Here is a 15,082-nt window from a genome sequence, read left to right as displayed (position 1 = left end):
TGAAAGCACCGCAGGACAAATTTCCCGAAAAAGCGCTGCGGGAAGCTGGTTATAATGCTGTCTGGCATGGGCAAAAGATGTGGAATGGTGTCGCTATCCTAGCAAAGGGAAAAGAGCTTCAAGAAGTCAGAAATACATTGCCTGGGGATGGTCAGGACGATCATAGCCGCTATATAGAAGCAATTGTTGACCGGATGCTGGTCTGCTGCCTATACCTGCCTAATGGCAACCCGGCTCCGGGGCCTAAGTTCGAATACAAGCTTGCTTGGCTGAAAAGATTAAAGAAGCATGCAAAATACCTGCTTTCCGAAGAAGTCCCAGTTGTTTTGGCAGGGGACTATAACGTCATACCCACAGAAAGGGACGTTTATAAGCCTGAGCGGTGGGAAAGCAATGCACTTTATTTCCCACAGGCCCGTAATGCATATAAAGAATTGGTTGACCAAGGATGGACAGATTCTATTCGGCACTTGTACCCGCAGGAAACCGTATACACGTTCTGGGATTACCTTCGAGATGCCTATGGCCGCAATGCTGGCCTTCGCCTTGATCACTTGCTTCTAAGCCCTCAGATTGCCGGCCGTCTGATCGGGGCAGGTGTTGACACGCATGTGCGTGGATGGGAAAAGTCAAGTGACCATGCACCGGCATGGATCGAGCTTTTAGAAGATGAAAACTAACATTTAACCTAATATTGCTATGCCTTGGTATAATGGAGATTACCACCATCCTATAAAAACCAACCGCTTAAAATTCGGGAAAAAGCGGTAGAGATTGCCAATGCCTTGCTGCTTGATGGCACAGACGAAGGCATTGCTATTGCAACTGGCTTAAAGAAAGCCAGGGAGTATTTCGATGATTTGAAAAATAAACCCAAGAATGGTTAATGTTTTAATCGGAGCCCTTCTGCAATATTTGAAGGCACTCTAAGGCTTTATCTACGAAGAGTAAACCTATTCCAATGAAAAACGTCAGGAAAGTAAATGTTGCAATCCCCATTTCAAATGAAATACGCGAGGATATCGTTGGTAATCTTCTTTCCTCTTTGGTGGGGTTTGCTGGTTTTACACAGCAGTGCTTGCTTATTGGTCAATCGGAAGTTGGTGATGCTATTGAAAGCTACCGCCAAATCTTGGAAGGGTTATCGCTGAGACAGTTTCAACTGGAATTCGGATCTTTCAAAACCAGAAGTTACCAGAACCGGGAAAACCCGTATGCGCTTTCACTAGCCATTAAAAAAACCAAGCAGTATAATACCTTTAAGGAGTCGCTTGTCCAGGGCATTGGAATGATGCCGATCAAAGATGTAGAATGGCTCGTTGCAAGTGAAATTCCATCCTCATACGATGAAACAATGGAGGCGATGTCGCATTTTAAACCTAAGCGCGTTAAGTCGTTTCTTGTTAGCCGCCTTTTGCTTATAGATGAAGCAACGGGCTCTATAGTGCTTGACTTTCCGCTAATCCAAGAAACTCTGCCCTTATTTTCAACTTTGTAATCATGGTGATGATGGCAATGCCGGCTTTAAAGCTTGTCATCACCAAATAGTTTCAAAATAAAGAGAGCAACATGGGGCACGTTGCTGTGTTAGCGGCTCCATGTCATTACATTTCTTAATTTTATAGACAATAATAATAGTACATGTAAACTGTTTTGATATTTTTAATATCTCTTTGATGGTATTAAGAGAAACAATGTACATGGCTAGTATTAGAAATTTTCGAGATGACAGATATTTGAAGATAGGTGATGTAGTTTACATGCAGCCAGGAACGCTAGTTCAATGCCCTGATTGTCCTAAACACTTTGATGAGAATGCGTCTGTTTACGCGCAAGGCACCTTTGATTCACTTGTTAAGCTTGGTGTACCACTGGAACGAAAAATGGGTGTGGATTCACTGAGGAGCACAATATCCGACCAGATAAAAGGTCTTTTTGAGTATTATAACATTCCACTCGATGAAAATATCATGAAGCGTTTTATTACCAACCAGGTTCCCTCGCTTCAAAACCCCTCTTTCGTTGTACCGGCAGGTTTATATCAGATAACTGATATTGACATGCGTCCCAGAAGTCAAAAAATTATGTTGAGCTCTTACAAGCCGGCATCCGGCCAAGCAGCATTCAAAATCTATGTTCTTCAGGGGGGATTTCATCAGACGCACTCAGACACTATGAAAGTTGTGGTTGACCCTGATAACTTTGAACTTAAAGCATTGTAGCGCTCCAGTGAAGCTTTTTTGACCACATCGTTTGCAACCCCATGGGGGAAGAGAATTGTTGTTAGAAGGTTACCTAATAAGGCTAAATTAATGTAAAAAAGAGAGCTAAGCGTTGCTTTAAGTTGTGAGCACAAACCCAACTCCCAAGCAGCCAGCACTTAAGTTTAATATTTAATGTTATGTTCAACGCCGACGATTTTCAAGTTACAGTAGAAGGGCAAGTTCTGAATATATCGGTCCGAAACGCAAATGATAGGGTCTTGTTTATTGTGACATTTCCGGATAAACGTCCAGAGCTGGTTTTGACCAGGTTAGTGAACTTGTACGATAAAAAAGTATGGACATCGATTCCTGAGGGCCGGATGCCGGAAGCCCAGTTAATTGGTCCGGAAATAGTGAAACATTTTAAAAGCTTGAAGTGATATGTGTGTTTACAACGGACAGAGGGTAACCAAGGTTGAGTTTATTGAATTAATGAAGTTGGAAAAAGCTATCAAAGACATTGATGCTTTGAAAAGACCCGTTGTAAATGCAATCGAGTGTGCCCCACTTGCAGTGATAAAACCAACGGCCGATAAAACTAATTTTGATATTGTAACGATGGAATGGAGCTACCTACCAAGCAACGTCCGTAACAGGGCTCAGGCGAAAGAATTCCGGAAAAAATATGACACCGAAAATGCGAAAGGTGAGGAGCTGCTGCTGATCGATGAAAAAGGCAGGGAGAAAATGTTTCGAAGGTCTGCGCTGGAACGAAGGTGCTTGATCATTTCCGACCGGTATTACGAGTGGCGACATATTTACAGGAAAAATAAAAGGACTGGTCAAAATCTTAAAACGCCCGATAAGTTTCCCTACCAAATCATGGTCAAAGACCGGCCATATTTTTATATAGCTGGTGTTTACAACAACTGGACGGACCAAGACACCGGAGAGAACGTGGATACATTAGCAATGGTTACGACGGACGCAAATGAGCTGACCGCAAAAGTCCATAACTCCAAAGAGCGGATGCCGACGATCCTTCCTGATGATTTAGCATGGGAGTGGGCAATGCAGGATCTGACCGAGCAGCGAATTACGGAACTTGCTACATTTCAATTGCCACATGAGCTGATGGTAGCGGAAACAATCAATCAAAAGTTTCAGCAGAGCCCGACAGAAATACCGTACCTGGTAACGTATCCTGAAATTGAAATGCTCGACAATCCGGGTACTTTCAAACCGGCCCAAATGTCGCTATTTTGATCAGCCTCTGAATACGGTCATGCTCGTGAAAAACGGTTACTTTTGAGAAATGAGACCTAATCGTTTATTTATTGGTGTGGACGTGGGCCTGGACACTGCGGAGCAAATTCAAGAGCAGCTTCCTGATCTGGCTTTTCTCAAAAGGCAGGCACTGGAAAACTACCACATTACACTTCTATTTTTAGGTACTGTCAACGAATTGGCGAGAGTATTGAACCGTTTCGAAACGATCAGCTTTGATTCGTTTCTCATTTCAATTGACGGCATCCAAGGGTTCTATAAAAAGGATAAACTTCATGTTGTTTATCTTAGCGTTGCTGATGGCTTAGAGGCGCTCACTGAATTAAACAATCAGGTGAAAGCATTATTTCCCGAATATAGCAGCGAGCAATACCCCACGTTTGTACCCCATATTACCTTATGCCGCAACTTGAAAGCTGCGGAAATTAAAATGGCCGAAGCTATTATCGGCCATCAGTTTCCAGAACCTTTTCAGTTTGAAGCATTTAAAATTGTGTTGTATGATAGTGTTCAGTTTAAGTTTGCCGCCCAATACACGCACGTTGCGTCCGTAGGTGCCAACCCGTAATTGTTGTCAATTCTTGATACATTTCTGGACTTGATCCGGGAAATACTATTTTACAATGAGCCCCCTACTTTTTCTTCCACGACTTTCATCCTCTCTAATATTTCATTGACCGTCTGGGCAATGTGGTGCATCTGTGAAACTGGCTCTGGCAGGTCCTTCGACTGATAACTATGGTATTTCCAGATCTCCAATACATCACTGGCCACAACCTGATAAGGCTCGTACAATGGGTTGAGTGATTCTAAAAACACCATTTTGTTTAACGGATCCACTGTTAGCCTTTTAAAGACAAAATCCTGCTCGCCGCGCAGCATGGCAATGCATAATGTGCCAGGTTTCAACTGTGTCCAGTCTTCCACAAACTGGCAGATCACATCAGCGCCTTCCGGAAGGGGCAGCATGGAATCACCAATGGTAGGAAACATCCGGAAAGTGCCACCAGCAGGAAGGTTAGGCATAGAAAACTTGGGAAGCTTTGCAATGAAGTCTGGATCAGCATACCCATGGCGGTAGCCCGCCTTAGCCTTGATTGGCACATACTCAACATTTTCCTTGCTTGTCTGATCAGTTGAGATGGCCAGTACTCGCAAATTGCTGCCGGTGATATAAACATCACTTCCCGATTCCAATTCCCGCAGCTTTAATTCAGAGAGTTTGGTAAGGTCTACCCGAAAAAGGGTGTCGATGCTGATATGAAAGAAATCTGAAAATTTCATCAGGTCAGCTGCGGTCGGATTTTCTGTCCTGCCTGACTCAAGGGAAGCCAGTTTAACGCGGGTTAAACCCAGTTTTTGTGAAAAATCTTCCTGGGTCAGCCGCTTGCGGTCGCGCAGGAAACGGATGTTGGTGTGGAAAAAAAGTCTTGCGCTTGTCATGGCATAATGTTATTATTGAAATCACATCTTTGGTATTAATAATATCAAAACTAATAATAAATGCTATGATATGGAAACTGCAACTGATAAAAATGAGCTGATAACCAGGTTGAGAGCCCAGATCCTTTCCTTACAGGGAGTGCGTGTGGCTTCACATCATAAACAAATGGGGACAGGATTGGGGCCAATTCAGGCGGCCTTTCCGCAAGGCGCTTTTCCAGTTGGGGCGATGCATGAATTTATCAGTACGGATGCAGGACAATCCGCAGCAACCAGCGGTTTTATGGCTGCCCTTGCAGGCTTTTTAATGAAGCAGGATGGCATATGCCTTTGGGTCGGGATGCAGCGCACTGTTTTCCCACCAGCTTTAAGTTTTTTTGGCGTAGCGCCTGAAAGGGTCATTTTCATAGATGTGAAAAAAGAGCGTGACTTACTGTGGATGATCGAGGAAGGGCTTCGCTGTCATGCGCTTTCAGCAGTAGTGGGCCAGGTGCAGGAGATTGGCTTGACAGCATCCCGAAGGCTTCAACTTGCGTGTGAGCAGAGTAAGGTGACGGGCCTTTTGCATAGGGTCAGCCCACGCAGCATGAACCCGGTCGCCGCTGTTTGCCGGTGGCAAATTAGCCCACTGCCGGCGGGCAGCCAAGAGGGGCTCCCTGGAATAGGGCATCCCCACTGGAATGTGCAGCTGCTAAAAATACGTAACGGTCAACCTGGCAGCTGGCAGGTGCAATGGCAAGATCAGAATTTAAAATCCATCATAACGCAGGATGGCCAGGATAAGGGCCAACTGCTTCAAGCAGGGTAGGGGATGGCACGCTATGTATCCATATGGTTCCCAAATTTGACCACTGACAGGCTTGTGCTAAAACGGCCCGAGCTTGCAGGCACTCCCTTTGTTTTGGCTGCGCCCGCTCGCGGCCGTGTGGTTGTTAAAGCAGCCAGCCCCCAGGCCCAGGCATGCGGGATTGTGGAAGGTATGGTTGTAGCAGATGCGCGGGCAGTTTTACCATCATTAGAGGTTATTGAGGATGATGCAGAGATGGCTGAAAAACTGCTTAATGCCCTGGCAAAGTGGGCACTTGGTTATACGCCGCTTGCAGGGATTGACCTGCATGACGGACTGATTTTGGATGCAACCGGGTGCGCTCATTTATGGGGTGGAGAGATGGCTTATCTGAAAGATATTGTTGCCCGTTTGAAAGGCAGTGGCTATGAGGTCCGCGCGGCCATGGCAGATACCATCGCTGCGGCCTGGGCGGTTTGCCGCTATGGTAAAACAGAGCGTATTGTTGCCCCTGGCGCGCAGCTCGATGCGTTGCTTGCCTTACCACCGACCGCGCTACGGTTAGACCAGATCACTGTCGAAAAAATGTATAAGCTGGGTTTCTACCAAATTAAAAGCTTTGTGCATATCTCCCCTTCGATACTTAGAAGGCGTTTTGGCCAGCCGCTGTTGGACCGGTTGGGGCAGGCACTGGGACATGTCCATGAAGGATTTGAGCCGATCCAGCCACCTGAGCCCTTCCAGGAGCGGCTACCTTGCATGGAGCCAATCAGAACAGCCCCCGGCATTGAGATTGCTATTCAGAAACTGCTGGAAATGCTTTGCAGCCGCCTTGTTAAAGAAGGGCAAGGCGTTCGCAAGGCGGTTCTCAAATGCTACCGGATCGACGGTGAAATGCGGCAGGTTGAGATCGGCACCAGCTTTGCAAGTTGCAGCGCCGGACACTTGTTTAAACTTTTTGAACTGAAAATCCCAACCATCGAGCCAGCTCTTGGCATTGAGCTTTTTGTTTTGGAAGCCCCAGTTGTAGAGCCACTCGGAGAGCAGCAAGACCAGCTCTTTAACATCGGTGCAGCAAATAAGTGGGTGGAAATTGCAGAGCTGCTTGACCGTTTGGTTGCAAGAGCGGGCCCTGACATCAGCCACCGCTACCTGCCCGCACAGCATTACTGGCCGGAGCGCTGCACCATTGAAGCAGCCTCTTTAAAAGAACAGCCGCAGACTGCCTGGCGCACGGACCGGCCCAGACCGGTGCATTTGCTAACAGAACCGCAAAGGGTATATGTCTCAGCCCCGGTCCCGGATTACCCGCCCATGCTTTTCCGCTATCAGGGAGAAGTCCACAAGATCAAAAGGGCAGATGGCCCCGAGCGTATTGAACAGGAATGGTGGATAGAGGAAGGCCTGCACCGCGATTACTATACAGTTGAAGATGAAGCAGGGGCCCGCTTCTGGATATTCCGGCTCGGCCACTACCAGGATGATAACAAACCTGAATGGTTCATACACGGATATTTTGCATAAGTCTTAAACAAATCCAGGCATGGCTTATACTGAATTACAGGTAACGACAAATTTCAGCTTTCTGCGGGGCGGCTCACATCCTGAGGAGCTGGTGGAATATGCATGCGCAATTGGCTACAAGAAAATAGCCATCACTGACCGCAACACCCTGGCTGGGATCGTACGGGCACATGCTGCAGCGCGTGAGAAAGACATCCAGATTATCCCCGCAGCCAGGCTTGATTTGATTGATGGCCCGAGCCTTCTTGCATATCCAACAGATAAGGACGCTTACGCCCGCCTGTCAGGGCTTCTCTCAACAGGCAACCTGCGTACAGAGAAAGGTAAATGCGCACTTTACCGCAGGGATGTATACGCGCATTGCAAAGGAATCATTTTCATTGTTGTTGCACCTGATGAGCTCAATTCAGATTTTGATTTTGACCCTGGCTTTGAAAGGGCGCTTAAAGATTACCGCGCTGCGCTGGGTGATCAGCTTTACATTTCGGCCAGTCGTGGTTACCTGGGCAATGATGCTAAAAAACTTTTCCGCCTTTCGCAAATATCAGATCGGCTCGATATCCCTTTGGTGGCCACTAACGATGTGCACTATCATCATCCCCAGCGGCGGCAGTTGCAGGATGTTTTGACCTGTATCCGTGAAAAGTGCACGATCTACAATGCAGGCTTTTTGCTGCACCAAAATGCGGAGCGGTATTTAAAACCAGAAAAAGAGATGATGCGCCTGTTCCGGGCATACCCCGATGCGATACGCCGCAGCCAGCAGATTGCCGATGCATGCCAGTTCACGCTCGATAGTCTGAAATACGTATATCCAGAAGAGATCACCACTGAGGGCCGCAGCCCGCAAGAAGAACTTACTTATCTGGCATGGAAAGGTGCCAGGGATTTTTACGGTGACCCCCTGCCTGAAAAGGTGGTAAGCTCCATCAACCACGAAATGAAATTCATTGCCGAGATGGATTATGCTGCCTACTTCCTGACCGTCTATGATATTGTGCGGTTTGCCAGGGAACAAGGCATACTGTGCCAGGGGCGCGGCTCGGCGGCCAACTCAACGGTCTGCTTTTGCCTGGGCATTACCAGTGTTGATCCCACCAAGTTTGATTTGTTGTTTGAGCGTTTTATTTCATCAGCCCGAAATGAGCCCCCGGATATTGATGTGGACTTTGAGCATGAGCGGCGCGAAGAAGTTATCCAGTACATTTATGAAAAGTATGGACGTGACCGTTCTGCGATTGTAGCTACCGTAACCCAGCAGCACCAAAAAGGGGCGATCCGTGATGTGGCCAAAACAATGGGTATGTCTGTCGATGCGATTAACCGGCTATCTGGCTCTATCTGGGAGTTTACCGACGAATGGTTTGAAGGCAAGCGCATCACCGAGCAGGGATTCAATGCAGATGACCCGCATCTTGTAAAGGTGCTGGACCTGACGCGCCAGTTTATGGGCTTTCCCCGCCAGCTGGGCCAGCACACGGGTGGTTTTGTTATTACCCAAGGCAAGATCACGGATCTCTGCCCGATCCTGAATGCCAGAATGCCGGGCCGCACCAACATCGAGTGGAACAAGGACGACATTGATACGCTTGGTTTTTTGAAAATCGATGTCCTTGCACTGGGGATGCTGACCTGCATCCGGAAAGCATTTGATTTGGCAGCCCAGCATTACGGTCTTGCCCTAACACTGGCCAATGTGCCGCAGGATGATCCCGTGGTATATGATATGATCGGACATGCAGATACGATAGGTGTATTTCAGATCGAAAGCCGCGCGCAGCAGTCGATGCTGCCGCGCATGAAGCCCAAGGATTTTTATGATCTGGTCATTGAGGTGGCCATTGTTAGGCCCGGGCCGATCCAGGGCGATATGGTGCACCCGTACTTACGTCGCCGCAATGGAGAAGAAGCCGTCGAGTACCCTTCCAAAGAGCTGGAAGCAATCCTGGGCAGGACCCTTGGGGTGCCGCTCTTCCAGGAGCAGGCCATGAAGATTGCCATCGTTGCCGCAGGCTTCACGCCGGCAGAAGCCGACAAACTACGACGCAGCATGGCAACCTTTAAGCTTAGCGGAATGGTATCACAATTTGAAAAGAAGCTGATCGATGGTATGACTTCGCGGGGGTACTCGGAAGAATATGCAAAAAGGATATTCCGGCAGCTGGAAGGTTTTGGTAGCTACGGATTTCCGGAAAGCCATGCGGCAAGCTTCGCTCTGTTAGTCTATGTATCCTGCTGGCTTAAATGTTACTATCCAGATGTTTTTGCAGCTGCGCTGCTTAACAGTATGCCCATGGGTTTTTACCAGCCCGCCCAGATCATCATTGATGCCAGAAAGCATGGGGTAGTCGTAAAGCCGGTTGATGTCAATTTGTCTTTTTGGGACAACATGCTGGAAGCAGCCGAAGGGAAATATAAAGTGATTAGGCTGGGCTTCCGGCAGGTAAAAGGGATCAGGCAGGATGAAATGGAGCTGCTTGTGGCGACAAGATCGCAGCCTTATGCATCCATCCACCTGGTGCGAGATGCAGGCGTATCACAGGGCGCTATTGAAAAGCTAGCCGATGCCGATGCATTCGGTTCCATGGGGCTTGACAGGAGGCGGGCCATGTGGGAAGCGACCGCGCTTGCCGACCGGCCTTTTGGGCTTTTTACAGGTCAGCAGTCGCAGAGCGAATTTGAACAACCAGTCCAGCTTCCAAAGCTAACTCCGGCCGAGCATGTCGTGCAGGATTACGCATCTACTTCCCTTTCGCTTAAAGCGCATCCGGTAAGTTTTGTCCGTCAGCAGCTTCTGGCCAAGCGGGTAGTTGCCACCCAAGATCTATCTAGCCGTAAAGCAGGAACAATTGTCCGTGTTGCTGGCCTGGTGCTGGTCCGTCAAAGGCCTGGAACCGCTGGCGGGGTTTGTTTTATTACCATCGAAGACGAGACCGGCGTCGCTAACCTGGTTGTCTTTCAGCACCTTTTTGAAAAGTACCGCAAAGAGGTTTTGCGCGCGCGCCTGCTGATGGTAGAAGGTAAATTGCAGATTGAAGGTGAAGTCGTTCATGTGATTGTCCGTCACTGCTATGATATGTCCCCACTGCTTCGGGAGATGAATTCCGCGACGGGTGCAGATCCGGACGTTCAAACGCTTTCGCGTGCAGACGAAAAAGATGAATATGCATCAGCGGCAATAAACAAGAAAACGCAGGTAAGAAAGAAGGACGTCCAACTGGAAATCTTCCCATCAGGCCGAAATTTTAAATAAACAGCCAAGCATATGACTGCATCTTACAACCCCTTTTTGGTCCTGGATATGCCTACTCTAAAAGATGTGGTGCATAGTGGTAAATATTTTTTTGTTGTGCAGCGCTTCAGTTGGCCGGGATTGCCAGACGGCCAGGCTTTTATAGCAACTCCCTACCAAGACCAGAAGGCCGCCCAAAAACATGCAGCAAAGCTGACTGCACAGGAAGGGCGAATGTTGGACGCACGAACTGAGCATGGTAAGTTTTCTAAGCTCTTTAATGACCCCAGGTACGTCGTTTTTGTAAGCAAGTTTAAAGAAGGAGATTGGCAATCCAGGGTCTTCAAGCACTATCAGAAGAACATAAACTCATTTCTAGCTGCCAAGACTGGCATTGTTCCAGATGAAAAGACCAGTATCGAACTTACTTTTGAAGACGGGCACTTGATGGCCCACATCGTATCAAATGGGGAGCAGTATCAATGGGAGGCCTGGGAACTAATCACCAAATGATAGTTGCTCAGGATGCTATTCTTCTGTCTAATCATCGTAATATTGTAAATTATCCAAACGAGATTTGAATGTTGAAAGAAGCGATTCCCCCGGTGGACACAGGAGAGCAAATACAGATTTGGGGAAGCCTTGATAATGGAACCGCCAATAAATTAGCGCAGAACGATAAATCATTTCATGACTGGTATCGCTTTGTTCTTTCATTTCCCCCTCATTTAGTCAGGGGTTACATTGAAGATTTTGGATTAGGGAAAGGAGCGACAGTATTAGACCCGTTTTGCGGAACAGGAACGACAGTAGTTGAGGTTAAGCTAAGTGGGTTAAATGCTATTGGGATCGAAGCGAACCCAATGGCACACTTTGCTGGAACAGTGAAACTAGATTGGAGCGTAAATCCTGATGTTTTGGTCTCAACCGCAAACCAGATAGCGGCCAAAGTAGAAAAGCGCCTAAAGGCGGAAGGCATTAACGATATTTTGCCATATGTCGGTGGCCAAGCAGCATTGAAAACGCTTTCTCCTGAAATGCACAAATTGTTGCTGACAGATTCAATCAGTCCCATACCCATGCACAAGGTTTTAACGCTCATCAAGGTTATAGATGAACATAAAAAAGCCGAGGGTTACAGCCATTTACGCTTAGCTTTAGCCAAAGCTTTGGTGTTCTCCATGAGTAATTTGCGATTTGGGCCAGAAGTTGGCGTAGGCAAAATTATCGAAGACAAACCTGTATTGCGGCCCTGGTTGGCAGAGATAAATAAAATGGCAGCCGATTTGCGAGAGATAAATGCTGTATCATATCCACCAGCAAGGATTATACACGGCGACGCTCGAGAGATTCAAAAATTGATTGCCCCAGGTTCAATTGATGCTGTCATAACATCCCCTCCTTATCCAAACGAAAAGGACTATTCTCGCACAACACGATTAGAATCAGTGCTTTTAGGCTTTATTGATAGCAAAGAGGCATTGCGAGAGGTGAAAAAGTCCTTTGTTCGATCCAATACACGGAGCGTTTATAAAGCCGATGATGATGATGCCTGGATTAGTAACACGCCAGAAGTGAAAGACCTTGCTGCGCGTATCGAGGCGCGCCGTATTGAGCTTGGAAAAACGTCAGGGTTTGAAAAGCTATATGCCAGAGTCACCGAGCTTTACTTTGGAGGTATGGCGAAGCACCTAGACTCCCTAAAGCCACTGCTCAAACCAGGTGCTATGTTGGGGTACGTTGTGGGAGATCAAGCATCCTATTTTCAGGTGCTAATTCCGACGGGCCAAATCTTGGGGCAAATTGCAGAGAAGTTGGGCTATGAATTAGTGAGAATTGATTTATTCCGCACTCGGTTCGCTACTGCTACAAAGCAGGAGCTCCGGGAAGAAGTTGTTGTTTTACGTTGGCCGGGAAAATAAAATGGCAAAAGAGAAAAAGGTAGGAGAAGACTTATATTCACAAGTTATTCTTGGCATTTTTAATAAGAACTACACCGAAGGTGCAAGAACCGTGGATTTTCCGCGTGAGCAATTAACGGAAATGGCGGTGAGTTTGGGGCTATCTGCAGCCAAAAATTTGGGCGATATCCCTTATACATTTAGGTATCGTAGAGCATTACCAGAAAGTATTCGGCAATTGGCTCCCGAGGGCGAAGAATGGGTAATTCGTTCTGTTGGTCGCTCACTTTACCAGTTCGCTTTGACCAAGTCCTTGGGCAAAATAAAGCCATCTGAAATGATGGCTGAAACTAAGGTTCCTGATAGCACACCTGGCGTGATTCAACGGTATGCTCTCAACGATGAGCAAAGCTTGTTGGCCATGTTGCGATATAATCGCCTGATCGACATTTTTACTGGGCTAACGTGTTACTCCTTACAAAACCATCTTCGTACTACCGTTCCTGGTATTGGCCAGGTCGAAACTGACGAATTGTATATTGGAATCGACAAGCGCGGAGCGCACTACGCTATTCCTGTTCAAGCGAAAGGTGGAAGGGACATCTTAGGTGTGATCCAGATCGAGCAGGATTTTGCACTCTGTGAGGCGAAATTCCCAAGTCTGATTTGCAAGCCCATTGCTGCACAGTTTATGCCTGATGGAAGCATTGCAATTTTTGAATTTGAAAACACTTCAGACGGAATAAAAATATCGACGGAGAAACATTATCGTTTGGTGCAGCTGAGTGAACTCACTAATGAAGAGTTAGAAAGCTATAAATCCCGTACAGTTTAATATGACATTTAAAGAACACCTAGCAACTCGACGCATTTCGTAATCATCAATTTTTATTCTATGCCTTCTGTCCATACCTTCTCCGTACCTACACCATCGGGACAAATGGAGTTCATAATTGAACCTGGATCATCTACTTTATTTGTTGGCGCAAATGGAGGAGGTAAAACACGTCTCGCGGTATATATTGAGAATGTCATGGGAACGGATGCACATCGAATATCTGCACATAGAGCATTAAATCTTAATCCCAGCGTAGCTAAGATCAGTATGGCTCAGGCAACAAAGGGCCTTAGAATGGGTGCCACTGATCCAAGTTCTAATCTGGATTATAGGCCTGGTCACCGATGGCAGTCTAATGGAGCGGTGTCTCTACTGAATGATTATGATTTTCTCGTTCAAACGCTTTTTGCTGAACAAAGCATTAGGGCTCTCGATACCCATCAAAAAAATCGAGCAGGGATTACAGAACTTGCTGAAAGAACAAACCTTGAGAGATTAAAAGAAATTTGGGAAAGCCTTATTTCTCATCGAAGTCTAGTTATTACAGGTGATGATATAACCGTATCTGGGAGTGATATTGATACACCGTATAAGGCCGGGGACATGAGTGATGGTGAGCGCGCAGTATTTTATCTAATAGGGCAAACACTGTGTGCAAATGAAAACTCTGTACTAATATTTGACGAACCCGAACTTCATATTCATCGGGCAATCATGTCTAAATTGTGGGATGCGCTTGAAGCAGAGCGGTCAGACTGCTCATTAATTTTGATTTCACATGATTTAGAATTTGTAGCTTCTCGTACAGGGCGGAAATACGTTATTCGTGATTATAATCCTTCCGGTACTTGGATCATAGAGCAAGTACCAGAGACTGGCTTTAACGAAGAAATTACTACTAAAATACTTGGTAGTCGCAAACCTATTCTCTTTGTCGAAGGTATAACATCCAGTTTAGATTATGCCGTTTACAGAAGCTCCTATCCGCAGTGGACGGTTATTCCCCGAAATTCTTGTGAGGAAGTTATTCACGCTGTTATCACCATGCGGAATAACGAATTTCTTACACGAATAACATGTGCTGGAATTGTTGACGCTGATGATTACGACCAATCAGAGATTGAATATCTAGATAACTTAGGGGTTAAGGTGCTGCCTGTTAGCGAAATAGAGAATCTTTTTCTTCTGCCCGAGATAGCAAAAGCAATTGGCACACATGAGGGATACGAAGGCACTGATCTTGATACTAGGTTGGATGCGATGAATAACGCAATCATCGCACAGGCGCAAAAACCACAAAACATAGAAATGAGGGTCGCTCAGTATTGTAGGCGTCGAATAGATAGAGTGTTAAAAAGAATTGATCTTAGTGAAGCTTCTAGCATTTCAGAAATCGTTACAAAATATGCTGCTGAAACTGGAGGGTTAGACATACAGGCGATAGCTGATAAAAGAATGAGTGAGATTAATAGCTGTATTTCAAACGGCGACATTCCTGGCTTGATGGCACTTTATGACAATAAGGGCCTTCTCGCTTATGTTGCTCAACACATGAAAAACACAAGGAAGCCTGAATTTGAAAGTTGGATAGTTCGCGTATTGGGTAATAATTCAGTTCCCGGGATTAGCGATCAGTTAAGAACTTTGCTTCCTACTATTTCTCCAAGATAATTATATTATCGATTAGAGTAAATCAGATTGGGCCTAATTGATACGCTATGTAGAGTACTGTTAAATTTCCTATTTAACATAACAAAAGTATATAACTTTCCATATGTTACTGTTTTTAGTGTACACTTAAATAGTAACATCATGAATGTTAGTGACTTACAAAGAAATAAAAAAAGTAGAAAGTCCGTACTTTTT

13 protein-coding genes are annotated in these 15,082 nt (G+C 46.2%); 12 read left to right on the top strand and 1 reads right to left on the bottom strand.

Annotated features, from left to right (window positions below):
- From xth to thpR, 5 genes are all read left to right on the top strand, one after another.
- A partial coding sequence (gene xth, locus G395_RS0126500; protein WP_026632783.1) for an exodeoxyribonuclease III occupies positions 1-680 on the top strand: 680 nt, incomplete at its 5' end.
- Positions 681-961: 281 nt separating this feature from the next.
- Positions 962-1,498 (top strand): hypothetical protein, encoded by a 537-nt coding sequence (locus G395_RS0126490; protein ID WP_026632782.1) that lies wholly within the window; start codon positions 962-964, stop codon positions 1,496-1,498.
- A 178-nt stretch (positions 1,499-1,676) separates the two neighbouring features.
- The gene (locus tag G395_RS0126485) at positions 1,677-2,222 is read left to right on the top strand and encodes a hypothetical protein (protein WP_169720099.1); all 546 of its coding nucleotides are present in this window, start codon (positions 1,677-1,679) and stop codon (positions 2,220-2,222) included.
- A gap of 423 nt (positions 2,223-2,645) precedes the next feature.
- A complete protein-coding gene (locus G395_RS0126475; RefSeq protein ID WP_026632779.1) occupies positions 2,646-3,470 on the top strand; it encodes an SOS response-associated peptidase in 825 nt (274 codons plus the stop codon).
- A gap of 49 nt (positions 3,471-3,519) precedes the next feature.
- Complete coding sequence (gene thpR / locus G395_RS0126470; protein ID WP_026632778.1) at positions 3,520-4,059, top strand: RNA 2',3'-cyclic phosphodiesterase; 540 nt, start codon at positions 3,520-3,522, stop codon at positions 4,057-4,059.
- Between the two features lie 50 nt (positions 4,060-4,109).
- Here the strand turns inward: thpR and G395_RS0126465 are convergent, their stop codons facing one another.
- On the bottom strand, positions 4,110-4,934 hold the full coding sequence (locus G395_RS0126465) for an XRE family transcriptional regulator (RefSeq protein ID WP_026632777.1): 825 nt from the start codon (positions 4,932-4,934) through the stop codon (positions 4,110-4,112).
- Between the two features lie 70 nt (positions 4,935-5,004).
- Between G395_RS0126465 and G395_RS30630 the strand changes: the two genes are divergently transcribed.
- The 7 genes from G395_RS30630 to G395_RS0126430 all read left to right on the top strand — a co-directional run bounded on the left by G395_RS30630 (position 5,005) and on the right by G395_RS0126430 (position 14,887).
- Complete coding sequence (locus tag G395_RS30630; protein ID WP_051350431.1) at positions 5,005-5,742, top strand: ImuA family protein; 738 nt, start codon at positions 5,005-5,007, stop codon at positions 5,740-5,742.
- 3 nt (positions 5,743-5,745) lie between these two features.
- Complete coding sequence (locus G395_RS0126455) at positions 5,746-7,245, top strand: Y-family DNA polymerase (RefSeq protein WP_026632776.1); 1,500 nt, start codon at positions 5,746-5,748, stop codon at positions 7,243-7,245.
- Positions 7,246-7,264: 19 nt separating this feature from the next.
- Entirely contained in the window at positions 7,265-10,498 is a 3,234-nt protein-coding gene (locus G395_RS0126450) for an error-prone DNA polymerase (RefSeq protein ID WP_026632775.1), read from the top strand.
- A gap of 12 nt (positions 10,499-10,510) precedes the next feature.
- A complete protein-coding gene (locus tag G395_RS0126445; RefSeq protein WP_026632774.1) occupies positions 10,511-10,990 on the top strand; it encodes a hypothetical protein in 480 nt (159 codons plus the stop codon).
- Positions 10,991-11,058: 68 nt separating this feature from the next.
- Entirely contained in the window at positions 11,059-12,399 is a 1,341-nt protein-coding gene (locus G395_RS0126440; RefSeq protein WP_084439903.1) for a DNA methyltransferase, read from the top strand.
- Between the two features lies 1 nt (position 12,400).
- The gene (locus G395_RS0126435; RefSeq protein ID WP_026632772.1) at positions 12,401-13,213 is read left to right on the top strand and encodes a hypothetical protein; all 813 of its coding nucleotides are present in this window, start codon (positions 12,401-12,403) and stop codon (positions 13,211-13,213) included.
- Positions 13,214-13,318: 105 nt separating this feature from the next.
- Positions 13,319-14,887 carry an AAA family ATPase gene (locus G395_RS0126430; protein ID WP_211237811.1) on the top strand — a complete coding sequence of 523 codons (1,569 nt, stop codon included), beginning with the start codon at positions 13,319-13,321 and terminating at the stop codon, positions 14,885-14,887.
- Positions 14,888-15,082: the final 195 nt, after the last annotated feature.

It is taken from the genome of Dyadobacter alkalitolerans DSM 23607 (assembly GCF_000428845.1).
GTDB lineage: Bacteria > Bacteroidota > Bacteroidia > Cytophagales > Spirosomataceae > Dyadobacter > Dyadobacter alkalitolerans.
Note: the sequence above shows the minus strand (reverse complement) of the source record. Positions and strands in the feature narration are given on the sequence as shown.